We start from the raw sequence: 24,473 nt of genomic DNA, 5'->3' as shown, positions 1-24,473 counted from the left end.
GTTTCAGTGCCGGTGTCAGTGACGGTGCCGGTAATAGCCGCCGTGGCGGGAGCGGTGGCGGTGTATGCCGCGGTCATGGGTCCGGAGGCGGCCCGCGTAATGGCCGTGGCCGCGATAAGGCCGGTAATAGCTGCGCGGCTGATACGACTGGGTATAGCCGCGGTGGCGGTCATTGCGGTCATTCAGGGTTTTGACGATGAGACCGAGAGCGATCAGCCCGGCAATGGCGCGGGCCGCATCGCGGCCTGAATCATGGGCGGCAGCCGGCCTTGCGAATGCCAGATTGGCAGCGAGCGCTAACGCCGCACCGGCTGACACGAAGTAGCCCAGGCGAAACATGATGCCTCCTTTCATAAGCGGCCGGAGGGGCCGGTTCAAGCCTGCCGCAGCGGCCGGGAAAACACCAATGAACTCCGGTCACGCTTTGGGGAGGCGCCGCACCGGACCCATGGCCGGCCTGGCGAAAGGCATGGTGGCCGGTTTGGCGGCGGGGCAACAAAAAAAACCGCCAGCCCCGGGGGAGCTGGCGGCACGTCTTTCAAAGCGGCGGCTGAGCCTTAGCTGTCGGCCTTCATCGCTTCGACCGAGATTTTGATGTTCACCTCGTCGCTGACGAAAGGCGCGAACTGGCCCAGGTTGTAGTCCGTGCGCAGCACCGTAGTGGTGGCGTCGAACCCGGCCCAGGGCTTTTTCGCCATCGGGTGCTCGCCGGCCTTGTTCAGCTTGGCATCCAGCACCACGGATTTGGTTACGCCGTTGAGGGTCAGATCACCGGTGATATTCGCGGTGTTATCGCCGGTCACCTCGATCGCAGTGGAGGTGAAGCTGACGGTCTCGTCCTCGGTTGCCTCGAAGAAATCCTTGGTCATGAAGTGGTCGAACCGGGCCTGCCAGCCGGTGAACATCATGCTGAGCGGCATGGTCACCGACACGCTGGAGGCCGCCGGATCTTCCTGGTCGAACATGATCTCGCCCTCGAAGCCTGCGAACATGCCGTAAGTGGTCGAATAGCCCAGGTGATTGTAATCGAACAGGATCTGGCTGTGGGCGGCATCCAGCACGTATTTCTCGGGGGCTGCGGCAGCGCCGGTTGCGGCAGCGGCAACCAGGGCGGCAGCGAACAGGGTCGTTTTCATGAGGAAAGCTCCGTCAGAATAAATCATTGGGCAAAAGATGCGGCGCATGCCCCCGAAAGGGAAGCCCGCAAATACCAACACTACCTGTGAACGGGCGAACACAAAACCCGCCGGACAGGCCGGCGCTATGGCCTCGCGCAATCGTGAATGCGGGTCAGGTCAGGATCCGCACCGCGCCGCTGAGCTGGTCGCGCAGCTGGCTGCGCATTGCGGCGGAACCGATGGGCAGCTCGATCAGCAGGCTGCCGTCGGTCTCGTGCAATTGCACCGACACCGCCGTCAGCCGCGCCCCGCCCAAGGTGTCATAGCTGCGGCGCAAGACGGTGCGGGAACGGCCCCGGCTGCCGGTCTGCAGCAGCCGCAGCTCGCGGCGCACCGGGTCAAAGCACGCCTCTGGCCGGTTGCCGGGATCATGCGCCGTCATCAGCACCAGCCCGGTCAGAAGAAACACCACCGAGATGCCGAACCGGATCAGGTTCATGTCTGGATCTGCGCCAGCACCCGGAACCAGCCACAGACCGGTGGAGCTGAGGATCATTGCCGCCCCCAGCATCCGCAGAAGGGCAACACGCAGCTTCCAGTTTGCTTCCAGCCGCAGGCGCAGCGGCATCGCGCGTGCCATGGCATCAAAGCCATAGGCCATATGGGCGCGGGTCAACTGCGGCGGGGTTTGATCTGTCACTGCCATAAGACTGCCCTTTCTGAAGCTGGCCTTTCTGAAGCTGCCCGTTCCGGGTGCTCCGGTGCCGCGGCTGGTCTCCGCGTTAAGGCTTCGTTAAGAAGTGAAGACCTGTTTTGAGGCCTGAATGCGGCGGGCTTGCGGAATTGCGGCGGCGGCGGCGGGCGGCCGTGTGGAACCGCCCTTTTGCCTTGCTCTTTCGGCCGCAGCCTGTATAGGAGGCCCTGCTTCCGCGACATTTTCGATCCGCGCAGCCTCTCGTGACCAGGCAGCGGAAGCTTTGATGCCCGGTCTATGAAATGCGCCTAGACACAAACAGGAGTTCGCATGCCACTCTATGAGCATGTCATGATTGCGCGTCAGGACCTGTCCAACTCGCAAGCTGAAGGCCTCATCGAACATTTCGGTGCTGTTCTGTCCGACAACGGCGGCAAGCTGGTCGAGCAGGAGTACTGGGGCGTCAAAACGATGGCCTACAAGATCAACAAGAACCGCAAGGGGCACTACTCCTTCCTGAAGACCGACGCACCGTCGGCCGCCGTTCAGGAAATGGAACGCCTGATGCGTCTGCATGATGACGTGATGCGCGTCCTGACCATCAAGGTCGACGAGCATGGCGAGGGCCCTTCGGTCCAGATGCAGAAGCGCGACGAACGCGACACCCGTCGCGAACGCCGCTGATCCTAGCTTGAGAAAAGGACGCTAAATCATGGCAGCCAAACCGTTTTTCCGCCGCCGCAAGGTTTGCCCGTTCTCGGGCGACAACGCGCCGAAGATCGACTACAAAGACACCCGTCTGCTGCAGCGCTACATCTCTGAGCGCGGCAAGATCGTGCCTTCGCGCATCACCGCCGTTTCGGCCAAGAAGCAGCGTGAGCTGGCCCGTGCGATCAAGCGCGCCCGCTTCCTCGCCCTGCTGCCCTACGCTGTGAAGTAAGGAGATAAGCACATGCAAGTTATCCTTCTTGAACGCGTTGCAAAGCTGGGCCAGATGGGCGACGTCGTTGACGTGAAGCCCGGGTTCGCCCGCAACTTCCTGCTGCCGCAGGGCAAGGCGAAAACCGCTTCCGAAGCCAACATCGCATCTTTCGAGGACCAGAAAGCGCAGCTGGAAGCGCGCAACCTGGAAACCAAGAAAGAGGCCGAGGCTCTGGCAGCAAAGCTGGACGGCCAGCAGTTCATCGTGATTCGCTCCGCATCGGACGCGGGCGCGCTGTACGGCTCGGTCACCCCGCGCGACGCAGCCGATGCCGCAACCGCGGACGGTTTCTCCGTTGACAAGAAACAGGTCGCCCTGATCGCTCCGATCAAATACCTCGGCCTGCACACTGTCTCCGTGAAACTGCACCCGGAAGTCGAAGCTGTTATCAGCCTGAACGTTGCCCGCTCGGCTGAAGAAGCTGAACTGCAGGCATCGGGTAAATCGATCCAGGAGATGGCCGCCGAAGAGGAAGCCGCTGCTGAATACGAGATCTCCGAACTGTTCGACGATATCGGTTCCGCTGCGTCTGACGACGATGACGGCGCGCCGGTTGCCGATGCCGCCGGCGAAGAAACCAACTGATCCAGCCGGATCAGGAAAATCCGGAAAAGGCCGCTCGATTGAGCGGCCTTTTTCTTTTCTGCCTCAACGGTTGGACAACCCGATCTAAGTTGCAGGCGCATGCACCTGCCCCATATCCGGAACGATCGAGGATACGGGCAGCCATTACCCGATGATCCTCAACTGCCCGCAGCACTGCGGCCTCCCGGTGATCTGCGGGTCCGCCACCCTGTGCGTTACCGCAGGTGCAACGGTGTTCACATTGACAGTCCGGAGAGTATAGGGGCCGCGTAAAAGTTGGGAAACAGCCGCGGCCCCCTCTGCCCGATTTGGTCAGCAGCCCCGCAGGCGTAAGGGGCTAACTGCCCTGAGGGTTGTTTCTGCCTCAATGAACATCCCCAATATGTTGTAGGAAACCATATTTAACAAATGTCTAATGATTAAAGTTTGATCCAGTCGGATGCGGGCAGCGCAGGCCCGGTTGTGCGGTCGAAATCCAATGGAATTGGCGGTTCCCTGCCGGTCGGCCGCGCGGCGCCGTTGCAGCCCGCGGCGATGCGGGTAAGCTGCAGCCGAGCAACCACTTTCGGAGGCCGCATGACGCGCCGTAACATTCTGATATCAATTTTGGCCGCCGCGGTTCTGACGGCTTGCGCAGGCACGGTATCGCCGCCCGAGGCGGCCCGGCAGACGCCGCCGCTCTATCCCAATGAAACGCCCGAACTGCGGCAGAAAATCAATTATTGGGCCGATCATTACGAGGTGCCGCGCAGCCTGGTGCACCGGCTGGCAGTGCGCGAAAGCACCCACCGGCCGCATGCGGTGAACCAGCCCTATTACGGGCTGCTGCAGATCCTCCCTGCCACCGCGCGCTCGATGGGGTTCCGGGGCAAGCCCAAGGAGCTGCTGAATGCCGATACCAACCTGCAATATTCCGTCAAATATCTGCGCGGCGCCTGGCTGATCGCCGACGGCAGCCAGGCCCAGGCCGTCAAGCATTACTCCCGCGGCTATTACCACGAGGCCAAGCGCCGCGGCATGCTCAAGGAAACCGGCCTGCGGCCCTGATTTCCCGGTGCAGCATGCGGCGGCAGCGCCCGGCAGGGCGCTTCCCGGCCCAACGGGACGCGGTGCCTGTCACAGACAGGCATCAAGGACAGGCGGGAGCCTGCCGCCGTGAAACAGCCGGAGTTTTCGCAGGATTCTAACGGACTGCCGTTCTACTGATGGCATGCTGTTCCTGCTGTTCCTGCTGTACCTCCCGCAGCGGGATGGCTGGCCGTCTATCCATTCCTTTATAATCGCTGGATCGGGTCCTGCTGCGGCGCCTGGCCGAACGAAAAAGGCCGCCCCAAGGGCGGCCTTTCCGTAACGCTGAGGGCAAAAGAGGATTATTCCTCGTCCAGCGCCTCGACAGCTTTCTGCAGATCTTCCTTGGAGATTTCTTTCTCGGTGACTTTCGCCTGCTCGATGATGTGGTCGACAACCTTGTCCTCGAACAGCGGCGCCCGCAGCTGCTGCTGCATCTGAGCGTTCTGCTGGATGAATTCAAAGAACTGACGTTCCTGGCCCGGATACTGACGCGCCTGCGCCATGATCGCCTGGGTCATTTCGGCGTCGGTCACTTCAACTTCGGCTTTCTGGCCCAGCTCGGCCAGCAGCAGGCCCAGGCGCACCCGGCGCTCGGCCAGGGCGTTGTGCTCGTCGGTGGTCTCGATCTCGGGGTGATCGTGGCCTTCGACTTCCGGGTTTTCCTCGTGCCACAGCTGATGCGCGATCTGCTTGGCTTCGGCCTCGACCAGCGACGGCGGCAGGTCGAAGGAGACCAGAGTGTCCAGCTTGTCCAGCAGCGCACGCTTCATCACCGCGCGGGCAGCACCGGCGTATTCGGCTTCAAGACGCTCGGTGATCTGGGCTTTCAGCGCGTCCAGGTCGTCCGCACCGAATTTGGTGGCCAGCTCGTCGTTGATCTCGGCCGCTTTCGGGGCTTTCACCTCTTTTACGGTGCAGGAGAACACGGCTTCTTTACCGGCCAGGTGCTCGGCGCCGTATTCTTCCGGGAAGGACACGGTCACGTCTTTTTCTTCACCGCCTTTGGCGCCGATCAGCTGCTCTTCAAAGCCAGGGATGAAGGAGTTGGAGCCAAGGGTCAGCGGGTAGTCGTCGCCTGCGCCGCCTTCAAAGGCTTCGCCGTCGATCCGGCCGACAAAGTCGATCACAACCTGGTCGCCGTCTTCCGCAGCCGCACCGTCTTCGCGGGCTTCGAATTCCTTGGCGGTGTCGGCCAGGCTGGTCAGCGCTTCGGTGACAGCTTCTTCTTCAGCCTTCACAACCAGCTTTTCCAGCTCAACGCCGGAGAAGTCGACTTCGGGGATTTCCGGCAGTGCCTCATAGGACATCTCGACGTTAACGTCGTCGCCTTCTTTCCATTCGTCGTTGGTCATCTTCACGTCAGGCTGCTGCGCCGGGCGGTCGCCGCTGTCCTCGAAGTGCTTGTTCATGGCGCCGTCGACGGCTTCCTGCATGGCTTCGCCGATCAGGCGCTGGCCGAACTGCTTTTTCAGCAGCGCCATCGGCACTTTGCCCTTGCGGAAACCTTTCATTTCGACTTCCGGCTGCGCTTCGACGAGCTTTTCGTTGACCTTCTCGTCCAGCTCGGCAGCCGTGACGGTGATGGCGTAGCCGCGTTTCAGACCTTCGTTCAGCGTCTCGGTGACCTGCATCCTATACCCCATAGAGATTCGGGGCGCGTGCGCGCAGGCGCCCCCAGACAATTTGCGGTCTTCTATTTCCCCCGGCGCCCCGGCGCAAGAGGCATTGCCGGTTTCGAGCGCAATCGCGCGGATTTCCGGGCCGCGCAAAGAAAAACACGCCCGCAAAGGGGCGTGTTTCCGTTCTGAAACCGAGGGAGGGAAGGTCAGAACTTCCAGCGTGCGCCGGCCAGGATCACATTGGCGTCCTGATAGGTTGCAGCGCTGGTATCAGCATAGGAATAGTCACGGTAAGCCAGATAGGTTTCGACGTTCAGCGCGTCGATCTTCTGGACCGCGGCCACTCCCCAGGACTCGGCGCTGTCACCGGCGGTGACCATGTCCGAACCATCGTAGTAGTCGACCGAGAACGCGGTGGAGCCGGCTGCGATCAGATCCGCCTTATACCCCAGCTTGGCATAAGCATAGGTGCCTGCAATGTCGCGCTCGCCTGCGGCGACGTTCAGCGACAGGCCGGTGGCCTTGTGCAGCACGGCAAAGGAGCCGGAGATGTCGCGGCGGTCAGCCTTGCCGGTCTCTTCGGTCCAGGCCGCACCGATGCCGGTGTCGATGGCAAAGCCGGCCGCGTCGTCGTTGGCCCAGCGGACGGCAACGTCATAGCTTTCGCGGTCGTTTGCGTCCTTCAGGATATCGGTGCCGTAAGAGGTCGACAGGGTGAAGCCCGCCAGCTCCGGCGTGTCGTAACGGACGCGGCCCAGGCGGCTGCCGTCCAGGTCGGTGAAGGCATCGCCGATATCAACGCCGCTCAGGGCGCCGCCGCTGGTGCGGAACGCATATCCGCCGGCCGAATCCGCCACCGAGTTGGACGCGCCAAGGCCGGTGCCCGAGAAGTCGGCGCCGGTGATGCCATCGGTTGCCATCGAGCCCTGACCTGCCGAGAAGCGGCCGTAGCGGGCGGTGTCGAACTGGAAGTCGACATGGCGGATGTTGGTGCGGTCCCAGCTGACGTTGTCGCCGGTGGACAGCTGGTTCACGCCGTCCGAGCTGCGGAAGCCGAAGGCGGTCTCGAAGTTGAAGCGCAGGGTGTTGTCGCCATAGGCCTGCTCCAGCCAGAAGCCGATCCGCGAGTTGGACGCGGCATTGTCGGTCAGGCGGTTGAAGTCTTCCTGGCCGTCATCGAACGACTGGAAGGTGGGGTTGAACTGACCGTACCAGCGGAAACTGCCGCCGGTGTCATTGGTGTAAGTGGGTCCCGCAAAAGCCGGGGCTGCCAGAGCGGCGGCCAGCGAGGCAGCGCCTGCGCGCGCTGCAAATTTTGTGCTCATAATCCTCGAGTCTCCTGTTCCGTCTGCAGCACGTCTCTCCATCCCTGAGACTGCTGCCTGAACCAGGGGCTATCACGTGATTTTTCGTCTATTCAGGGTTGAAAACTCAAACTCAGACCAGGGAAAATTGATAGGCGGATTTCCGCCTATCCACATTCGCATCTTGCAAGAAACCGCTTACGGACAATGCGTTAGGTGATGAAGGTCACATTCAGCCGCGCGCCGGACTCAGAGGGGGCATGCAATTTCTGCAACCCTGCGCATACGCTCAGCAGTATGGTCATTTTTGCACAGACCGGCGCCGCGGACAGCGGCAGAAACCGCCGCGGTCACCCGCGGCGTTTCAGTGCGCTGCACCGCGCAGGGTCAGAATTTCCAGCGCGCGCCCAGAACCCAGGTGGTCAGATCCTGATAGGTCGCTGCCGCGTCCTCATATTCATACATCTGATAGGTGAGGTAGATATCGGTATTAAGGTTTTCGACCTTCTGGACCGCCCCGATCCCCCAGCCCTTGGCGCTGGACCCGGTGACATTGAAATCCTCGCCGTCATAATAATGCACGCCGACACCGGTTTTGCCCCAGTTGAACCACTGATCTTCATAGCCGATCTTGGCGTAGTAATAGCTTGGGTCGCTGGCGCCGGCTGCGTCATCGTCCCGGGTGCCGCCCGCAACTGTGAAGCTGAGGCCATTGTCCAGAAGCACCGAGGCCGCGCCCAGTACATCCGACCGTTCAGCCCCGGCATTGTCGCGCACCTGATACGCCAATGAGGCGCTGAAGGCTGTTGAGCCGTAGTCCTGCCCGTAAAACAGGCCAATGTCATAATAATCCGCATCATCCGCTGAAGAGAGAACATTCTTCCCCCAGGCAACCCCGGCAGAGAAGCCGTTGAAGTCCGGTGTGTCATAGCGGATCCGGCCCCGGCGGGAGCCATCGAGATTGTCATAAGCGCTGGCCACGGCCGGCCCGCTCAGCGCTCCGGCTGTGTCCCGGATCAGAAATCCGGCATTGGCATCAGCGGTATAAGAATACAGTGCAGTGCCGACATAAGACAGGTCCGTCTCAGCCGCCCCGTCGGCGACCATACTGCCCTGCCCTGCGGAAAACTTGCCCCAGCTCCCCTCCAGCCAGAAATCCACGTGGCGCAGGTCGGCCCGGGTCCAGCCGCTGTAGTTCGATCCGAACTGGTTCACTTCCGTTGAATTCGGAAAGCCAAGCCCGGTTTCGAACCGGAACCCGAAGGTATTGCTGCCGAACGGCTGCATCAGCCGCAGCCCGACCCTGGAGCGGGACAGATCATTGTCCAGCACATTTGTTTCGCTCTGCTGGCCGTCGTCGACAGAAATGATGGCCGGGTTCAAATGACCGTAAATCTCGACGGAGCCGCCGGAATTGCCGGAGTATTTCAGTTCCGCTGAAGCCGGCTGCCCCGCGACGCACAGCCCGGCCGCAGCCGCTGCTGAAAGTGAAAGAAGATGTCTCACGACAACCCTCCCTTGCATCTGATAACTGGTGAACACACTAGCAGCCGCTGCCCGCGGCCTGCCCGAAGCAAGTATATCACATTCCTTGCCGAACCGGCGGGAAATCCCCGACCGGAAGCGCAATAATATCGCAGTCAGGTTCTCCCGCTTGTAAGCGGAAACATTCGCGTTTGAACGCTGAAGATGTGAATGGTGCGGGGGAGGCGACTTGCCCCCCACGCCTTGCGGCGCCAGAAGCTAAATTCACGAAAATGGCTTGTTTTCAGTGGGTTTGGGCCAGAAATTTTACAAGACATTATCAGAACAAAGCACGAAACAGTAAAATGGAAAATCGCCGGCGGCCAACCCTTGAGAAAAACTTAAGTTGTGAACTTGATTTCCGGCTGGCGAACGTGCAGCACTTTCACTGTTTGAAGACTGACAGGCCTGATCCAGCCTGCCGATATGCCCAGCTTACCCAGCTTGGTCCGAACGCCGTGATCACGTACTCGCCATCAACTGGACGAGGTGCGCTGGCGTTTGGAAAACTTGCATTTGTTCCTTGCCACGCCTTTCGATCCCGCGGATGCCCGTGCGGAAGAGAAGATACGGAATTACGTATAAGGAGCGTGCAATGCCCCCCTCTCCACTTTCCTTAACAGTGCTCGTCACAGAGCCCCTTACGCCTGCGGCGACTTTCGAGGCGCGTCTTTTCGGCCCACATGCAGTGTCTCACACGGCATTGACCCGTTCACTGCAGTCAAGAAAGCGGACCCGCTTGTGACGCAGTGATCATCCGGCATGGCAGAGGATTTACCTCTGCTTCATCACATTCAACTTTTTGCAGTGAGTAGTTACAAATGTCTGATTTTGTTGTTTTTGCCACTTGGGAAAGTGTCTGGAGCAGTTTCTCCAGCGACACCCAAACATTCACAGGCGCACGTGATGCGATCATCGGAGATGAGAACTCGACGGTCGACGTCGGCGCGTCTACCGAGTTCACTTTTACCGGCATCCCATCCGGCTCTACAGCCTATGATGGCCCTTTCTCAATGTATGTCTTCACATTAAGTACCGGTGGCCAAGCCGTGTGGATGTCGGGCGTCGGAGCCTCAGGCGGAATTGTCGTGCCGCTCGACGCCACGGCGTACAACGCATTTATGGACGGCACGGCTTATACCGTTGCATCCGGTTCGTCCGTAAGCCAGTATGCCTATTCCAGCTTCTACATGCCAGCAACGAACAGCTCTCCCACCGGTTCTGTTTCGATTTCGGGGACGGCATCCGAAGACCAAACCCTGACCGCATCCAACACAATCGCCGACCCTGATGGCTTGGGCTCCATCTCCTACCAGTGGCAGCGCGACGGGGTGAACATTTCCGGGGCCACCGGCGGCACCTATACGCTGACCCAGGACGATGTCGGCGCGGTGATTACCGTTGCCGCCAGCTACACCGACGGCGGCGGCACCGCAGAAAGCGTGATCAGCGCCGGGACGTCCGCTGTGACCAACGTCAATGACGATCCGACCGGCAGCGTCACCATCTCCGGCACCGCGGGTGAGGACCAGACCCTCACCGCCGCCAACACGCTGGCCGATGAAGACGGGCTGGGCGCAATCACCTATCAGTGGCAGCGCGGCGGCGTTGACATCGCCGGGGCCACCGGCGGCACCTACACGCTGACCCAGGACGATGTCGGCGCGGTGATTACCGTTGCCGCCAGCTACACCGACAGCGAAGGCACCGCAGAAAGCGTGATCAGCGCCGGGACGTCCGCCGTGACCAACGTCAATGACGATCCGACCGGCAGCGTCACCATCTCCGGCACCGCGGGTGAGGACCAGACCCTCACCGCCGCCAACACCCTGGCCGATGAGGACGGGCTGGGCGCAATCACCTATCAGTGGCAGCGCGGCGGCGTTGACATCGCCGGGGCCACCGGCGGCACCTACACGCTGACCCAGGACGATGTCGGCGCGGTGATTACCGTTGCCGCCAGCTACACCGACAGCGAAGGCACCGCCGAAGCCGTGACCAGCGCCGGGACCGCCGCTGTGAGCAACGTCAACGACGATCCGACCGGCAGTGTCACCATCTCCGGCACCGCCGCCGAAGGGCAGACCCTGACAGCTGCCAACACCCTGGCCGATGAGGACGGGCTGGGCGCAATCACCTATCAGTGGCAGCGCGACGGCGTTGACATCGCCGGGGCCACCGGCGGCACCTACACGCTGACCCAGGACGATGTCGGCGCGGTGATTACCGTTGCCGCCAGCTACACCGACAGCGAGGGCACCGCAGAAAGCGTGATCAGCGCCGGGACCGCCACTGTGAGCAACGTCAACGACGATCCGACCGGCAGCGTCACCATCTCCGGCACCGCCGCCGAAGGGCAGACCCTGACAGCTGCCAACACCCTGGCCGATGAGGACGGGCTGGGCGCAATCACCTATCAGTGGCAGCGCGACGGGGTGAACATCTCCGGCGCCACCGGCAGCACCCATACGCTGACCCAGAAGGATGTCGGCGCGGTGATCACCGCTGTCGCCAGCTACACCGACAGCGAGGGCACCGCCGAAAGCATGACCAGCGCCGGGACGCGGACTGTGACCAACGTCAATGCCAGGCCAAACGGCAGCGTCACTATCTCCGGCACCGCCGCCGAGGACCAAGAGCTGTCCGTCTCAAACACTCTCTCCGACAAGGACGGGATCGGTGCAATCACCTACCAGTGGCAGCGGGATGGCGCGGACATCGCCGGTGCCACCGGCGGCGTCTATACGCTGGCCCAGGACGATGTCGGGGCCATAATCACGGTTGAAGCCAGCTACACCGATCGCGAAGGAACCAGCGAAAGCGTGACCAGCGCCGGGACCTCGGCCGTGACCAACGTCAATGACGGCCCGGCAGGCAGCATCACCATTTCCGGCACCTTGGAGTTGGGGGAAACACTGACTGCCACAATCCCCGCAGACCTCGACCCTGATGGCGTCGACCTGGCGGCTTTGAGCTGGCAGTGGCTGCGCAATGGTGCAGTGATAGAAGGCGCCCTATCCAGCCAGTACGAATTGACAGAAGCGGACATCCACAGCCAACTCTCTGTGCGCATTAACTACACTGACGCAGGCGGCACGGCCGAGACCCTCCTGAGCTCTGCCACGGGCAAGATCCGCTATGGCGATTATGAGCTTGGGGGCACTTCCGGAGACGATGAAATACGTGGCCGTTACGGCAATGATGTGCTGTCGGGCGGCGCCGGAGAAGACAGCATCATCGGCGGCTGGGGCCATGATTCCCTAGAGGGAAATTCCGGCTTCGACAGCCTGCGAGGATGGCGCGGTGACGATTTTCTGGCCGGTGGCCGGGATGACGATTTTCTCTATGGCGGGAAAGGCGCTGACACCCTTAATGGAGGGCACGGAAACGACCAGCTTTACGGCCGCCGGGGTGATGATGCTCTCTCAGGCAGGAGTGGCCGGGACACGCTCAAGGGCGGCTTGGGTGACGACCTTCTTACCGGCGGGCTTGGAGCCGATACCTTTGTCTTCGGCCGCAATCATGGAAATGACACGGTCACGGATTTCGGATTTGGTGCTGATGTCATAGAAATCACCCGCGGCGCAGGCTCATTGCAGCAGATCGGTTTCACTCAATCCGGGGATGACGTGGTGATGACCTTCGCGTCCACCGCAGTTCTGTTCGAGAACATCAGTGTCTTCGAACTGAACGACGCAGATCATTTCCTGTTCACCTGAACGAAAAGTTTGCCCAAACAAAAAACGCCTGAGCTTGTTGTCAGATGCCGTAATCGGGCCCGGCTCGAATCTTCGGCGTCGTGAGTTGTACGGCTGGGCTATGTGAGGTGCCGTTGCCCCTGGCATGCTGTGCGGCGTGTCAACGGGGTCGTGCTGTGAGGCGCGGCCCCAGAAATCCTGGCAAAAGAAGGGGCAACGGCGTGAATGTGTATATCGGTTTGGATGTTGCTCTGGCAAGCACCGCGATCTGCGTGGTGCCGGCCCAAGGGAAGGTGATCACGGAAACAGCCGCCGTGCGCGAACCGGACTAACTGGTGGCGGTGTTGAGGGCAATTCCGAGGAGCTTGGTCGGGGCGGGTCTTGAAGCCGGGCCGCTGTCGCAATGGCTGTATCAGCATTTGACCGAGGCGGGATTTGCTGCCGTCCCAATGGAGACCCGGCAGGAGAAGGGCGCGCTGAAGGCGATGCCGATCACGACGGGCTGGCGGGATGCCGAAGGTATCGCGCGGCTCTTGCAGATGGGGTGGTTCCGGCCAGTACATTGCAAATCAATGCCGCCGCAGGAGATGCGCGCCCTGCTGTCCTCTCGCAAGGCGATCCAGCAAGCCGTTATGAATCTCGAGCTGTCGATCAATGGTGTGCTGCGCAACTTCGGGCTCAAGATGGGATGTGTTGCCAAAGTGCGCTTCGAGCAACGGGTGCAGGAGCTGGCCGACGGCAATAGCATGCTGGAAGCTGCCGTACCCCCGATCCTGACAGCGCGGCGTGCGCTTGGTCAGGAAATGGCGGTGTTGGAGAAACTCCTGCGCGATCATGCCAAGTCCGATCCGGTGTGCCGCCAACTGATGCTCATGCCCGGTGTCGGCGCTCTTGTGGCTCTGACGGTCAAGGCAGCCATCGACGCCCCCGATCGCTTTCGATCCTCCCGCGACGTCGGCCCATGGGTTGGCTTGACCCCGAGGCGCGAGCAGCCGGGGGAGCGCGGCATCCTGGGCGTAATCTCCCGGGCCGGCGATGCGCGGCTTCGTACGGCGCTCTACCAAGCGGCCACGGTGATGCTGAACCGTGCCCGTCCAAGTTGGCTGCCTGCCTGGGCATTGACTATCGCCAAGCGACACGGGAAGAAGTGCGCAACGGTTGCGCTGGCGCGCCGCATCGGGATGGTCCTGCACCGCATGTGGCGCGACGGCACAGAATTCTGCTTCACGCGCGCCGAGGCTATGACAGCCGCCGCATAGGGTCCGCGCAGTTGCACCGCCTATTCCCCATTAATTGTTGAAACAACAAAGAGAGACTGGCCGCGCCTGAGGGCGCTGATTCACCGTGGTCCCAGACCGGGACGCGGTCCCCGATGATGCCGGATGAACCCTAGTCACCAGACGACTGTCTGAGGATGTTCTTCAGATAGGCACGCGGGTACCGTTCTTGGACTTGGCATACCACTTCCACCGGCTGTGGAGCGTTCACCGGGCTTACGCCGCCCGCTGGGGCGACGGTCCCGCCTCACAGTGCGGCCCTTAGGGTTCGGGGACATCTCGCCAGCGCAACCCATTGCGATTGATAAAAATAATTCCGCTCAGCACCCCTTTATCATCGACCCGAGGCTTGCCGTGCAACTGTGGAGAAAACGGGGCAAGCCTGGCCATCTGCTCGTCGGTCAGCCAATAAAAGCCGCTCATGTCACCGCTCCATTTCCGAGCTTTGAACCACGCAGCGCTGTGAAAATCAATGCATCCTGACCCTATGCGCCAGAGAGCAAAAGGATAAATCTCAAGTGAATGATCGATAAACACTTCCTATGATGTCGCGCCGGTGCAAACCGATTGGCTGTGCAAAATTGTGGGTCATTGGCATAAATTAAAGCGCCCGCCGCGCATACGCGCAGAAATCCGGCGAGTCACATGCAAGCCGGTGTCATTAAGTTTTACCGAAATGCTGTCAGCAGGCCGGTACTTTTGTGCGTCCTGCCGTTATCGGGCACAACTCTATGCTGCGTCCCCAACACTCACGAAAACTTCTTCTGCGACTTGCCTCTGTAAGCCCGGGTCCCGGCCTTGCCCGCCGTGGAGCGGCCCCGGGATTTTACGGCAGCGTCAGAGGCGGCCTGCACCGCCGCTTGCCGCGCCAGCGGATCGTCCGATATGGCCAGATCCACCGCCTCCAGCCGCTTGACCTCGTCACGCAAACGCGCGGCTTCCTCAAATTCGAGATTTTCGGCGGCTTTGCGCATCTGGTCGCGCAATCCGTTCAGATGCGCCTCCAGATTGGCGCCGTGCATCGGTTTGTCGATCTGAGCGGTGACGCGGTTCATGTCAACGTCGCCCTCGTAAAGTCCAGCCAGAACATCCTCGACGTTTTTCTTGACGGTTTCCGGGGTGATGCCGTGTTCCGTGTTATAGGCGATCTGCTTTTCGCGGCGGCGGTTGGTTTCCCCCAAGGCGCGCTCCATCGAGCCGGTGATGCGGTCGGCATACATGATGACGCGGCCCTCGGCGTTGCGCGCGGCGCGGCCGATGGTCTGGATCAGCGAGGTCTCCGAGCGCAGGAAGCCCTCCTTGTCGGCGTCCAGAATGGCGACCAGGCCGCATTCGGGAATATCCAGCCCCTCGCGCAGCAGGTTGATGCCGATCAGCACGTCAAAGGCGCCAAGACGCAGATCACGCAGGATTTCGATGCGCTCCAGCGTGTCGATGTCTGAGTGCATATAGCGGACCTTGATCCCCTGTTCATGCAGGTATTCGGTCAGATCCTCGGCCATGCGTTTGGTCAGCGTGGTCACAAGGGTGCGGAAGCCGTTGGCGGTGACGCGGCGCACCTCGTCCAGCAAATCGTCCACCTGCATGTCAACCGGGCGGATTTCGACCTGCGGGTCCAACAGGCCGGTGGGGCGGATCACCTGTTCGGCAAAGACGCCGCTGGATTGCTCCAGCTCCCATTTTGACGGCGTGGCGGAGACAAAGACCGACTGCGGGCGCATCGCATCCCATTCTTCGAATTTCAGCGGGCGGTTGTCCATGCAGGACGGCAGCCGGAACCCATGTTCGGCCAGGGTGAATTTTCGCCGGTGGTCGCCCTTGTACATGCCGCCGATCTGCGGGACGGAAACGTGGGATTCATCAGCAAAGACAATGGCGTTGTCAGGGATGAATTCAAACAGGGTCGGAGGCGGCTCGCCCGGGGCGCGGCCCGTCAGGTAGCGGGAGTAATTCTCGATCCCGTTGCAATGGCCGGTCGCCTCCAGCATCTCGATGTCGAAGTTGCAGCGTTGCTCCAGCCGCTGGGCTTCCAAAAGCCTGCCCTCTCCGACCAACTGCTCGAGCCGCATTTTCAGCTCCTGCTTGATCGAGATGACGGCCTGGTTCAGCGTCGGTTTCGGCGTCACATAGTGGGAGTTCGCATAAACGCGGATCTGATCGAAACTGCCGGTCTTTTCGCCGGTCAGCGGGTCGAACTCGGTGATCGCCTCCAGTTCCTCGCCGAAGAAGGAGAGTTTCCAGGCGCGGTCCTCCAGGTGGGCTGGGAAGATTTCCAGCGTGTCGCCGCGCACCCGGAAGGAGCCGCGCTGGAACGCCTGATCGTTGCGCTTGTACTGCTGGGCCACCAGATCGGCCATGATCTGGCGCTGGTCGTAGATTTCACCGGCTTTCAGGTCCTGGGTCATCGCTGAATAGGTCTCAACCGAGCCGATGCCGTAAATACAGCTTACGGATGCGATGATAATGACGTCGTCACGTTCGAGCAAAGCGCGGGTGGCTGAGTGTCGCATCCGGTCGATCTGCTCGTTGATCTGGCTTTCCTTCTCGATGTAGGTATCCGAGCGCGGCACATAGGCCTCGGGCTGGTAGTAGTCGTAGAAAGAGACGAAATATTCGACCGAGTTCTCCGGGAAAAAACCCTTGAATTCGCCATAAAGCTGGGCCGCCAGCGTTTTGTTGGGGGCCAGGATAATGGCGGGGCGCTGGGTCTCCTCGATCACCTTTGCCATGGTGAAGGTCTTGCCGGTGCCGGTGGCACCCAGAAGGACCTGGTTACGCTCGCCGTCAAGCACGCCCTCAGACAGTTCCTTGATTGCGGTGGGCTGGTCGCCGGCGGGCTGAAACGGGGTATGCATCGCAAACCGCTTGCCGCCTTCCAGCTTGGGCCGCTGCTGCGGTGCCCGCTGTGTCATCATCGGCATGGTCTTATCGGAATGGGCATAGGGCATCAGGCGACTCCGTTGGCGGCTGGCGCTGATTTTGGTCTGTTTTTGTTCTTGTGCAAGAGGGTGGCGCAGGCTTTCGCCCGATTGCCTCCGGTTTTTTGTCAGCTGCGGGCGGGCTGCAGGAGCTTGCCGAGCAGCTCTGCCAGCCTCTGTGCCTCAACCGGGCTGAAACGGCTGCCGACGGCCTGCTGCATGGCATCGCAGTAAACCGCCCAGATCCGGCTGCGCATTGCGGAACCCTCCGGCGTGATCACCAGGATCTGGCCGCGGCCGTCGCCGTCACAGGTCCGGCGATCCAAAAGACCGGCCTTGGCCAACCGTTCCACCAGGCGCGAGACGCCATATTGCGGCAGCAGCAGTTTTTCCTGCAACTCATAGGGGCGCAGGCCGGTCTCTGCGGCGCGGTCCAGCTCACGCAGGAGGTCGTACCAGTCCAGACTGGGCAAGCCTGCCTGTTTCAACGCGGCCTCCACTGTGCCCAGGATGGATTTATGCGCCCGCGCCAGAGGCAGCCAGATATCGAAGGGATCAGGAGAACTCATTCCAACAAGGTAAATGCACATGCATTGACATGCAAGCGAGCCCGCCCCACCTAACTTACATGCATATGCATCTAATGGAGACTCCCATGAGCGACTTGCATCTGATCAGCCATCACCTGTGCCCCTATGTGCAGCGGGCGGTAATTGTGCTGGACGAAAAAGCCATCCCCCACCGCCGCACCTATATCGATCTGGCAGACAAGCCAGGCTGGTTCCGGACATTGTCGCCTCTGGGCCGTGTGCCCGTGCTCCTGACCGGCGGACGGGTCTTGTTCGAAAGCCAGGTGATCGCGGAGTATCTGGATGAGGTGACAGCCGGCTCGCTGCATCCTGCTGATCCGCTGGAACGCGCGCGGCACCGGGCCTGGATCGCATTCGGATCGGACACGCTGGCGGCGATCGGCACCCTCTATAACGCGCCGGACGAAGCAGCCTTCACTCGTGCTGCCGAGGTTCTGCGCGGCAGGCTGGAACGGATCGCGCCTGAAGTCGAAGGGCCGCTTTTTGCCGGTGATACCTTCCATATGGTAGATGGGGTCTGGGGCACCGTCTTCCGCTACTTCGACGCTTTCAATGTGATCGGGGACTTCGCGCTGATACCGGAGACGGGGCGTTTGGACACCTGGCGGGCTGCCGTCATGACACGGCCTTCGGTGCAGGCGGCACCGCCGGAGGGCTATCCGGCGCGGTTGATGGCATTCCTCTGTGTCCGTCAGTCCCATTTGGGAGAACTGGCGCGCACTGCCTGCCGCGGGGCTGGAAAGCCGCTTTAATGCTGCGCAATTGGCATCTTGCCGCTGAACTGCATCCGGCGCATAAATGCGCAGGATTTAAGACTCAAGCGGGAGACAGCCCATGCAAGCGCGGATTTACCGGCCGGCACGCAACGCCATGACCTCGGGCATGGCCAAAACCCGGAAATGGGTTCTGGAATTTGCTCCGGCCAGCGCACGGGAAGTAGATCCGCTAATGGGCTGGACCTCTTCCAGCGACACCCAGGCCCAGGTCCGCTTGCGCTTTGACAGCAAGGAAGCGGCCCTGGAGTATGCCAAGGATAAAAACATCAAAGCCCAGGTGATCGAGCCCAAGGAGCGCAAACTCAATATCCGCCCGGGCGGCTACGGCGACAATTTCGCCACCAACCGCCGCGGCCCCTGGACCCACTGAAACTGTTGTAAATCGGGGCAAAGTTGTCTCGGAACCGGGGCAAGGATGTCGCGGAGGCTTGATGTGATCAAGATATGGGCCGCCCAATGGGCGCCCATACTATTTGTCGAAGCGAGCCATTCTGGTCGGAGCGGTAGCTCCTGTGGCTCATCAAGAAGCTTCAGTTCAGCGCCTTTTCCAGCGCGACCCGCAAGCGTGTCGTCAGCTCATCGCCCTGACCGTTAACTCGCTCATCGTAGTAGACACGATGGATGTTGAACGAGGCGGCACTTGCCACCAAAGGCGAAATTGCCGCGATATCGAGATACTCTCCCCCAACCTTAACATTGATCTGCTGCGCGTCGCCATTTTCAAATTTTGGCTTGTAGATCGGTCGATTGTAGGTGTCGTGATAGCATCCGCGCAATACTGCATCTTCCGAAGTAAGGACCTCACTACAAGCTTGATCGCAAGCTTCTTCAATTCTTTTTACTCGATCGTGTGCATGCATTTTTTTGGATGCGCCCGAACGCGCAATTTGCTCATCCGCAAGTTTCCAAGCATCGACCATTGGCGGGATTTTACGCTCAAAGAAATCGTTCGCGGTTACCCGAACCGTTTCATCTGGTGCATTTCGGAAGAGATGGAGCGCGCCCCAGAAAAGAGTGTCGTCGAGAGATAGTGCGTTTTCGAGATCGCTTGGCTCCGATATGAACCGCGCAAGCGGGTGAGAGCTACTGATACCGGCGTCGGCTTCTCGGCCGTCTTCGACAAGCTCAAAGACTTGACACAGCAGTTTTGAAAATAGGAATTCAAGACCGCGAGTCTTCTTGTGGAGGTAAATTGTCGGATACAGTTGAAACAGCGTTACCGTGAATTGCTCCATGGAAATGTAGGCCTTGCTGTCCACGAACAGAAATTGCCCTTTCGGCCCGCTCCCCACCTGGAGATTTCTCATTAGCCAATTTAGATCAATCCCGCCTGATGACACGCCAGCAAAGTACGGATCGCGCACCGCGTAGTCTAATCTGTCGGCGTCCAACTGGCTTGAGACGATGGAAGTGTAAATGCAGCTTTTATCCTTCTTGTCGATCATGTCGGCAACGAGCTGAGGGAATTCATCCCCGCCGATGCTGACGAGTTTTGCTTGAATAGAAGAAGAGGTCAGAATTCGGCTGGTGACCCTCTCATGGTCAGCTGCTTCTTTAATGCCTTGAGCCGACACACTGTCGGTTTCGGCAAGATATAATTTTGCGGCATTTTCGAATGCATGGCTGAACATTCCGTGACCGACATCGTGCAATAGCGCTGCTGCCAAGCAAGCTTGGCCCTTTTGGGACCATTTACCCCGCTTTACTTCCGGCTCGACGACCTTCAGTATACGCTTTGCCACGGCGTAAACTCCGAGAGAATGCGCAAACCGAGAATGGGTCGCCGAAGGGAAAACAAAGTCCGAAAATCCAAGCTGCTTTACACGGCGCAATCTTTGAAAGAACTGATCTGAAAGCATGTCCTTAAGGGAGTTTTCGAAATCTCCTTCGAATTCGACCGCAACATGTATCGGGTCCTTGATCATTTAATTTTAGCCAAATCTATACCTTTCCAATGCTCTCGCGTCTCACAATCAGGGGCATCACAGGCCTTCAACCTGAATACCGTTTTCCGCCAACCAAGTCTTTCGCCAGCGCCAATCTGGCAGATGTTGTTCCACTTTTATCCAGAAATTTGCTGAATGGTCTGGGTGATGAGCATGTGCCAATTCATGCACCACAACGTATTGGGCAATTCTTGGAGGCAGAAGGATTGCCTTCCAGTGAAAAGAAACACGACCGTCCGTACCGAAAGACCCCCATCTGAAGCCAAGATCTTGAACTTTGACCTCCTGCACAGTCACACCCATGCGGTTGGAAAGCTCTGCAACCTGCTTCTCGAACCACTGTTGGGCTCGTCGCGTATACCATGAGACAAAAATGCCCCGCCCCCGGTGGATAGAGCTTCGCCGAAGGCAGAAACGGCCGTTCTTCAGGGAGAGGTCTACCAGCTGGTTATCGACAAGCCTCAGCCGGTGGCTCCGGCCAAGGTACAAGAAGCCTTCACCCTCGACGAATTCCTTCCTTGGGGCGCGTTGCTGGAGCCTTGCTTTCTCTTCAACCTTGGTATGGATCCATACCAGCTTCTCCTCCACGAAGCTGACCAGTTGATCAGCGGCAACACTCGAAGGTGCAACAATCGACAGGTCGCCGGAACGTTCCACAGTGATCTGCATGGTTTTGCGTCGATCACTACGATGGACATTGAAGGTAAGACCATCGATCTCCAGTCTATGCTCGCTCATTCGAGCTGGCTTTCCACCGCTCCGAATTGGCGTCATAGGCAGCTTGGACATCAGGCTGCTCTCAGTTTGTCGTCGTTGGCTTTCGCCTGCTGCATCAGCTGATCTGCAAGGGCTTCCGCCTCGTCGACGGCGAACCCGTGAATTTGCGCGTCGAAGATGATCTCGAAGATCTCCGATCTGAGATTTTCCTGATCTGCCATCTTGAAGCTGTTCCACAATGAGCGATTTGCACAGACTTCCTCAATAATGCGATCCACAACATTTCGTGTCACCTCGTGCAAAGCTCGAAGCTGGTCAGCCGAGGTGTTTTCATCTGCAGAACTCGCCGCCAGGACGGTACGGAGGAAGGGACGGTAAATTTCGGGGATATCCGGCGTGGCTTCATCATGATCGCTGGCTTCGCCACGAAGCTCGTCAATGATGGCTTGCAACTGTTCGATGATCTGATCCCACTGCTGGCCAAAGCCATTCAGAATGTCGTTCAGTCGTTCCGACATTTTCCTGAAACGGACCGGGTCCGTTTCGAGGTTTTTGCGTATATGAGAGCGGATCGCGTGCTCCATCTCCGATGCCTTGGCTCGGCCGCCTCCGGCTTGTCCAACCTGATTGTAGAATTCTGCATCTGTAAGCTGAACAGGCGGGATCTTCGGGTCAATGCCGAGCGAAATGACGTGATCGTCAATCAGCTTCCGCACTTTGGCACCGATATCCGCGCCGATGACCGGGATGTCGCGATACCGATTGCGGGCGCGTGCCTGCAAATATGCAAGTCTCTTGGCGTCCTGGACGAAGGGCAAACCTTCTGGGCGAGGAAGGATGATCTCAAGTGATTTCAGGAAATCCTTGAGCTTGACGGTAAACTCCGCTCTGGCTTTCTCCGTAGAGAGCACCTGTAGGCAATCCTCGTCGTGCGAAATGTCATCCAAGCCGGCGCTTCGGAAAATGTCCACGACGCGAATATGCCTATCCTGAAGCACTGGAATTTGGTCATTCAGGCTGACCAGGGCGCCATCGATATCTTCATCGGAATAGGCCGCCAAGGCAGCTTTCAGATGATGGGCCACGCCGAAATAGTCGACCACGATGCCGCATGTCTTTCCGAAGCCTGTCCTGTTGACCCGGGCGATCGCCTGCAACAATTCGGCCTCACGGATGGAACGGTCGAGATACATCACGCCTTCGATGGGAGCATCGAAGCCGGTAAGCAGCATCGACTTGACGATCAGGAAGGTCAGTGGATCCGATTTGGTCGCATCCTTATGAAACAAGGGCTTCTTGAAGCGCTTTATGCGTGTTTCTTGTGCCGCCCCTTCAGTCCATTGCTTCCATGAGGCATCATCGTTGTTACCCCCCGACATGATCGCGGCGAACTCGATCTTCTCGAACGTGTCCCGATACCGCCAGGCCTGCACCAACGCCTGAAGCTTCTCTGACTTGGTGCAAAGCTCTGCGTCATCCATCGCCTTGTCACGGTCCGACAAAGCCGCTGCCTCTACCATCAACTCATCGCGGGCGACAAGGAACGCGGCTTGATACCGGACAACGGCGGTCCGGCTGGAGGCCACCACTTGTGCCTTGTATCCATTTGGCAAGAGGTTGGTCACGTAGTGCCGCAGCATGTCGCGCGCCTTCTCGGCGATCAGCGCCGGCGCCTCGAGAATGTGGCCCTTGGTTGCGTATTTCTTTCGGATCGCTTCCAGCTCTTCATCCGTGCGGCCGCGGAACATGTCCTCGAACAGTCCGTCCAGAGTCGCACCGTCCTTCACCGCACCCTCGGCTGTACGGCCCTCGTAGAGAACCGGCACGGTCGCACCATCTGCCTCGGCTTCCTTAATCGTGTACTTGTCAATGAACTCGCCAAAGATCTGGGTGGTCCGCTTCTTCTCGCCCATGACAATCGGCGTGCCGGTAAAGCCGATCCGTGCGCAGTTCGGCAAGGCCGCCATCAGGTTCGCATGCAAGTCACCCGCCTGGGTCCGGTGCGCCTCGTCCACGACAACGACGATTGTCTCATCCTCATTCAGCACCTCGAAGGCTGGTCCCTTGGTGACTTCGGCCACGTCCTTGTCCGTCCGGTACTTCTGGATGGTGGCAAAGACGAGACCTGGCCCCTTGCGCTTGGACAGCTTCTTCAGCGACCCGTTGCTCGTCGCCATCTCGACCACATCGCCCGACAGCGTCGCCGTCTCCGACAACTGCCGCTGCAGGTCTTTACGGTCGGTGACCATGATCACCTTGAACTTCCGCAACGCCAGATCCGTCCGCATCTTGCGGATCATGAACACCATGGTCAGGGTCTTGCCCGAACCCTGCGTGTGCCAGACAATGCCGCCACGGCGGTCATACTCTCCATTCTGCACCCGCGTCTTGCCGCTGCGCAGCCGTTCTAGCGCGCGGTTCACCGCGCGGTATTGCTGGTATCGGCAGACGGTCTTGATGGTCTGGCCGCCCACGTTCATGAACAGCAGGTAATGCCGCAAGATATCCAGCAGATGCGCAGGGCGCAGCATCCCCGCGACAAGGCGCTCCTGCTTAGACAGGCCCTTCTTGCCCAGTGCCGCGATCACGTCGTCTTCGGAGCCCGAGCCATCCGGCCCTACCACTGTCTTCCACTGGCCATAATGCTCCAGCCCCGCACCGATGCAGCCCACGCGGGCCTGGTCGCGCCTCTTTAACGCTCGAAGCATTTCTGTGCTGGCTCGTGCGCTGGGTTGTGGACGCCTATCACACCAGGAAACATGACGGGATTGGCATGACCCCAGCCAAGGCGTGGGAAAAGGCGCGCAAGGAATGTCCCCCCAGGTCGCTGACGAGCGCCGAAATGCGCGAGGTCTTCGGCGTGAGAGCACGCCGCAAGCTGTCCCGGAAAGGCGTTCGGGTTCGCCACATCGACTACCAGTCTGACGCGCTCATGACGATGTTCCTGCGGGAGAAGGTAGATGACGTCGAGATCCTGCGCTGGGACGGGGATATCGGTGCCATCTCCATACGCGCGGACAGCGGCCCCTGGCTGACCGTGCCGGCATGCAATGAGAAGTGGATCGGTAAGACTGACTTCGATCTGATCGCCGAACTGGCCGAAGAGGCCGATGAGGACGATGAGGACGACGTTGAGAAGCGCAAGCGCAGGAACTGGATCAACAGTGCCAATCGCGAGTCTTATCGCCTGAAGCGCCTGCTCGGGCTCATCACTCTGCCGAAAACCACAGACGACCTCAACTATGAGACCCAGCGCTTCATGCGCCATGCGGACACGACAGAGCGGCGCCGCAAGGCCGGGAAGCACCGCGACCTGATGGGCGATCTCGATGACGCGCCCGACACCGATACCGCCAGCTACAGCGATCAATCGGACACCACACCTGCCTCTTCGCCGAAATTCTCGAAGGAAGGATCCAGGCATTCCGAAACCCCGATCGGACAGGAATCGGATCCATCGTTGTCGACGTCGCCTCCCTGGTCGCCGCGAAAACCGCCTCCTGAACACGTATCGCAGATCTGGAGATCAAGCCCGCTTCGGCGGGCTTTTCCTTTTTAATTTCCTAGGCTTCGCACGATCTTACCCCGATTTTCGCGAGATCCTTGCTCCAAGGTCGGAATGGTCGAAATTAAACCATTGGAATCATGATGCTT

Annotated in this window: 19 protein-coding genes and 2 pseudogenes; 9 read left to right on the top strand and 12 right to left on the bottom strand. The window is 59.9% G+C overall.

The genetic code is table 11. The features are described 5' to 3' along the window. Nucleotides 1-15: 15 nt before the first annotated feature. The 3 genes from AC0KW6_RS01025 to AC0KW6_RS01015 all read right to left on the bottom strand — a co-directional run bounded on the left by AC0KW6_RS01025 (nt 16) and on the right by AC0KW6_RS01015 (nt 1,824). A complete protein-coding gene (locus AC0KW6_RS01025) occupies nt 16-339 on the bottom strand; it encodes a hypothetical protein (RefSeq protein WP_474033847.1) in 324 nt (107 codons plus the stop codon). 218 nt (nt 340-557) lie between these two features. Next, nucleotides 558-1,136, bottom strand: coding sequence for a YceI family protein (locus tag AC0KW6_RS01020; RefSeq protein WP_474033846.1), 579 nt, complete (start codon nt 1,134-1,136; stop codon nt 558-560). Between the two features lie 154 nt (nt 1,137-1,290). Then, nucleotides 1,291-1,824 carry a hypothetical protein gene (locus AC0KW6_RS01015; protein WP_474033845.1) on the bottom strand — a complete coding sequence of 178 codons (534 nt, stop codon included), beginning with the start codon at nt 1,822-1,824 and terminating at the stop codon, nt 1,291-1,293. 318 nt (nt 1,825-2,142) lie between these two features. Between AC0KW6_RS01015 and rpsF the strand changes: the two genes are divergently transcribed. The 4 genes from rpsF (at nt 2,143) to AC0KW6_RS00995 (ending at nt 4,426) form a co-directional block, all read left to right on the top strand. Then, complete coding sequence (gene rpsF, locus AC0KW6_RS01010; protein WP_323784438.1) at nt 2,143-2,496, top strand: 30S ribosomal protein S6; 354 nt, start codon at nt 2,143-2,145, stop codon at nt 2,494-2,496. Between the two features lie 28 nt (nt 2,497-2,524). Beyond that, complete coding sequence (gene rpsR / locus AC0KW6_RS01005; protein WP_005982441.1) at nt 2,525-2,752, top strand: 30S ribosomal protein S18; 228 nt, start codon at nt 2,525-2,527, stop codon at nt 2,750-2,752. 12 nt (nt 2,753-2,764) lie between these two features. Continuing rightward, nucleotides 2,765-3,379 (top strand): 50S ribosomal protein L9, encoded by a 615-nt coding sequence (gene rplI, locus AC0KW6_RS01000; RefSeq protein ID WP_323784436.1) that lies wholly within the window; start codon nt 2,765-2,767, stop codon nt 3,377-3,379. 576 nt (nt 3,380-3,955) lie between these two features. Next, entirely contained in the window at nt 3,956-4,426 is a 471-nt protein-coding gene (locus AC0KW6_RS00995; RefSeq protein WP_474033844.1) for a transglycosylase SLT domain-containing protein, read from the top strand. A gap of 323 nt (nt 4,427-4,749) precedes the next feature. On the opposite strand, the gene tig is transcribed toward AC0KW6_RS00995, so the two are convergent. From tig to AC0KW6_RS00980, 3 genes are all read right to left on the bottom strand, one after another. Further along, nucleotides 4,750-6,081 carry a trigger factor gene (tig, locus tag AC0KW6_RS00990; protein WP_474033843.1) on the bottom strand — a complete coding sequence of 444 codons (1,332 nt, stop codon included), beginning with the start codon at nt 6,079-6,081 and terminating at the stop codon, nt 4,750-4,752. Nucleotides 6,082-6,275: 194 nt separating this feature from the next. Further along, complete coding sequence (locus AC0KW6_RS00985; protein WP_323783431.1) at nt 6,276-7,394, bottom strand: porin; 1,119 nt, start codon at nt 7,392-7,394, stop codon at nt 6,276-6,278. Between the two features lie 366 nt (nt 7,395-7,760). Further along, nucleotides 7,761-8,879, bottom strand: coding sequence for a porin (locus tag AC0KW6_RS00980; RefSeq protein ID WP_323783433.1), 1,119 nt, complete (start codon nt 8,877-8,879; stop codon nt 7,761-7,763). A gap of 839 nt (nt 8,880-9,718) precedes the next feature. Between AC0KW6_RS00980 and AC0KW6_RS00975 the strand changes: the two genes are divergently transcribed. Continuing rightward, nucleotides 9,719-12,616, top strand: a complete 2,898-nt coding sequence (locus AC0KW6_RS00975) for a beta strand repeat-containing protein (protein WP_474033842.1) — start codon at nt 9,719-9,721, stop codon at nt 12,614-12,616. A gap of 200 nt (nt 12,617-12,816) precedes the next feature. Further along, nucleotides 12,817-13,854 (top strand): annotated as a pseudogene (locus AC0KW6_RS00970) (IS110 family RNA-guided transposase). A gap of 288 nt (nt 13,855-14,142) precedes the next feature. Here the strand turns inward: AC0KW6_RS00970 and AC0KW6_RS00965 are convergent. The 3 genes and pseudogenes from AC0KW6_RS00965 to AC0KW6_RS00955 all read right to left on the bottom strand — a co-directional run. Continuing rightward, nucleotides 14,143-14,295 (bottom strand): annotated as a pseudogene (locus AC0KW6_RS00965) (transposase); the annotation flags it as partial. A 326-nt stretch (nt 14,296-14,621) separates the two neighbouring features. After that, on the bottom strand, nt 14,622-16,820 hold the full coding sequence (gene uvrB / locus AC0KW6_RS00960) for an excinuclease ABC subunit UvrB (protein ID WP_474033841.1): 2,199 nt from the start codon (nt 16,818-16,820) through the stop codon (nt 14,622-14,624). A 98-nt stretch (nt 16,821-16,918) separates the two neighbouring features. Further along, nucleotides 16,919-17,359 (bottom strand): MarR family winged helix-turn-helix transcriptional regulator, encoded by a 441-nt coding sequence (locus AC0KW6_RS00955; RefSeq protein ID WP_474033840.1) that lies wholly within the window; start codon nt 17,357-17,359, stop codon nt 16,919-16,921. 86 nt (nt 17,360-17,445) lie between these two features. On the opposite strand from AC0KW6_RS00955, the gene AC0KW6_RS00950 reads away from it, so the two are divergent. Then, entirely contained in the window at nt 17,446-18,132 is a 687-nt protein-coding gene (locus AC0KW6_RS00950) for a glutathione S-transferase family protein (protein ID WP_474033839.1), read from the top strand. 82 nt (nt 18,133-18,214) lie between these two features. Further along, nucleotides 18,215-18,526 carry an ETC complex I subunit gene (locus tag AC0KW6_RS00945; protein WP_323780853.1) on the top strand — a complete coding sequence of 104 codons (312 nt, stop codon included), beginning with the start codon at nt 18,215-18,217 and terminating at the stop codon, nt 18,524-18,526. A 160-nt stretch (nt 18,527-18,686) separates the two neighbouring features. Here the strand turns inward: AC0KW6_RS00945 and AC0KW6_RS00940 are convergent, their stop codons facing one another. The 3 genes from AC0KW6_RS00940 to AC0KW6_RS00930 are packed head-to-tail and all read right to left on the bottom strand — an operon-like array spanning nt 18,687 to nt 23,491. Beyond that, nucleotides 18,687-20,081, bottom strand: coding sequence for an HD domain-containing protein (locus tag AC0KW6_RS00940; protein WP_474033838.1), 1,395 nt, complete (start codon nt 20,079-20,081; stop codon nt 18,687-18,689). A gap of 57 nt (nt 20,082-20,138) precedes the next feature. Then, nucleotides 20,139-20,840: a M48 family metallopeptidase gene (locus tag AC0KW6_RS00935; protein ID WP_323780857.1), complete on the bottom strand. Its 702-nt coding sequence runs from the start codon at nt 20,838-20,840 to the stop codon at nt 20,139-20,141. A gap of 50 nt (nt 20,841-20,890) precedes the next feature. Beyond that, nucleotides 20,891-23,491, bottom strand: coding sequence for a type I restriction endonuclease subunit R (locus AC0KW6_RS00930; protein ID WP_474033837.1), 2,601 nt, complete (start codon nt 23,489-23,491; stop codon nt 20,891-20,893). A 101-nt stretch (nt 23,492-23,592) separates the two neighbouring features. Here AC0KW6_RS00930 and AC0KW6_RS00925 point away from each other — a divergent pair, with 101 nt between their 5' ends. Then, a complete protein-coding gene (locus tag AC0KW6_RS00925) occupies nt 23,593-24,378 on the top strand; it encodes a Mu transposase C-terminal domain-containing protein (RefSeq protein WP_474033836.1) in 786 nt (261 codons plus the stop codon). The last annotated feature ends 95 nt before the right edge of the window (nt 24,379-24,473 follow it).

The sequence above is a fragment of the Leisingera sp. SA215 genome (assembly GCF_055902035.1).
Note: the sequence above shows the minus strand (reverse complement) of the source record. Positions and strands in the feature narration are given on the sequence as shown.

Excerpts from the sequence above, each read along its gene's own strand:
- AC0KW6_RS00950 (WP_474033839.1), top strand. The coding sequence starts at position 17,446 with ATGAGCGACTTGCATCTGATCAGCCATCACCTGTGCCCCTATGTGCAG.
- AC0KW6_RS00925 (WP_474033836.1), top strand. The coding sequence starts at position 23,593 with ATGACCCCAGCCAAGGCGTGGGAAAAGGCGCGCAAGGAATGTCCCCCC.
- rpsF (WP_323784438.1), top strand. The coding sequence starts at position 2,143 with ATGCCACTCTATGAGCATGTCATGATTGCGCGTCAGGACCTGTCCAAC.
- AC0KW6_RS00985 (WP_323783431.1), bottom strand. The coding sequence starts at position 7,394 with ATGAGCACAAAATTTGCAGCGCGCGCAGGCGCTGCCTCGCTGGCCGCC.
- tig (WP_474033843.1), bottom strand. The coding sequence starts at position 6,081 with ATGCAGGTCACCGAGACGCTGAACGAAGGTCTGAAACGCGGCTACGCC.
- AC0KW6_RS00945 (WP_323780853.1), top strand. The coding sequence starts at position 18,215 with ATGCAAGCGCGGATTTACCGGCCGGCACGCAACGCCATGACCTCGGGC.
- AC0KW6_RS01020 (WP_474033846.1), bottom strand. The coding sequence starts at position 1,136 with ATGAAAACGACCCTGTTCGCTGCCGCCCTGGTTGCCGCTGCCGCAACC.
- AC0KW6_RS00975 (WP_474033842.1), top strand. The coding sequence starts at position 9,719 with ATGTCTGATTTTGTTGTTTTTGCCACTTGGGAAAGTGTCTGGAGCAGT.
- AC0KW6_RS00955 (WP_474033840.1), bottom strand. The coding sequence starts at position 17,359 with ATGAGTTCTCCTGATCCCTTCGATATCTGGCTGCCTCTGGCGCGGGCG.
- uvrB (WP_474033841.1), bottom strand. The coding sequence starts at position 16,820 with ATGCCCTATGCCCATTCCGATAAGACCATGCCGATGATGACACAGCGG.
- rpsR (WP_005982441.1), top strand. The coding sequence starts at position 2,525 with ATGGCAGCCAAACCGTTTTTCCGCCGCCGCAAGGTTTGCCCGTTCTCG.
- rplI (WP_323784436.1), top strand. The coding sequence starts at position 2,765 with ATGCAAGTTATCCTTCTTGAACGCGTTGCAAAGCTGGGCCAGATGGGC.
- AC0KW6_RS01015 (WP_474033845.1), bottom strand. The coding sequence starts at position 1,824 with ATGGCAGTGACAGATCAAACCCCGCCGCAGTTGACCCGCGCCCATATG.
- AC0KW6_RS00995 (WP_474033844.1), top strand. The coding sequence starts at position 3,956 with ATGACGCGCCGTAACATTCTGATATCAATTTTGGCCGCCGCGGTTCTG.
- AC0KW6_RS00935 (WP_323780857.1), bottom strand. The coding sequence starts at position 20,840 with ATGAGCGAGCATAGACTGGAGATCGATGGTCTTACCTTCAATGTCCAT.
- AC0KW6_RS00940 (WP_474033838.1), bottom strand. The coding sequence starts at position 20,081 with ATGATCAAGGACCCGATACATGTTGCGGTCGAATTCGAAGGAGATTTC.
- AC0KW6_RS01025 (WP_474033847.1), bottom strand. The coding sequence starts at position 339 with ATGTTTCGCCTGGGCTACTTCGTGTCAGCCGGTGCGGCGTTAGCGCTC.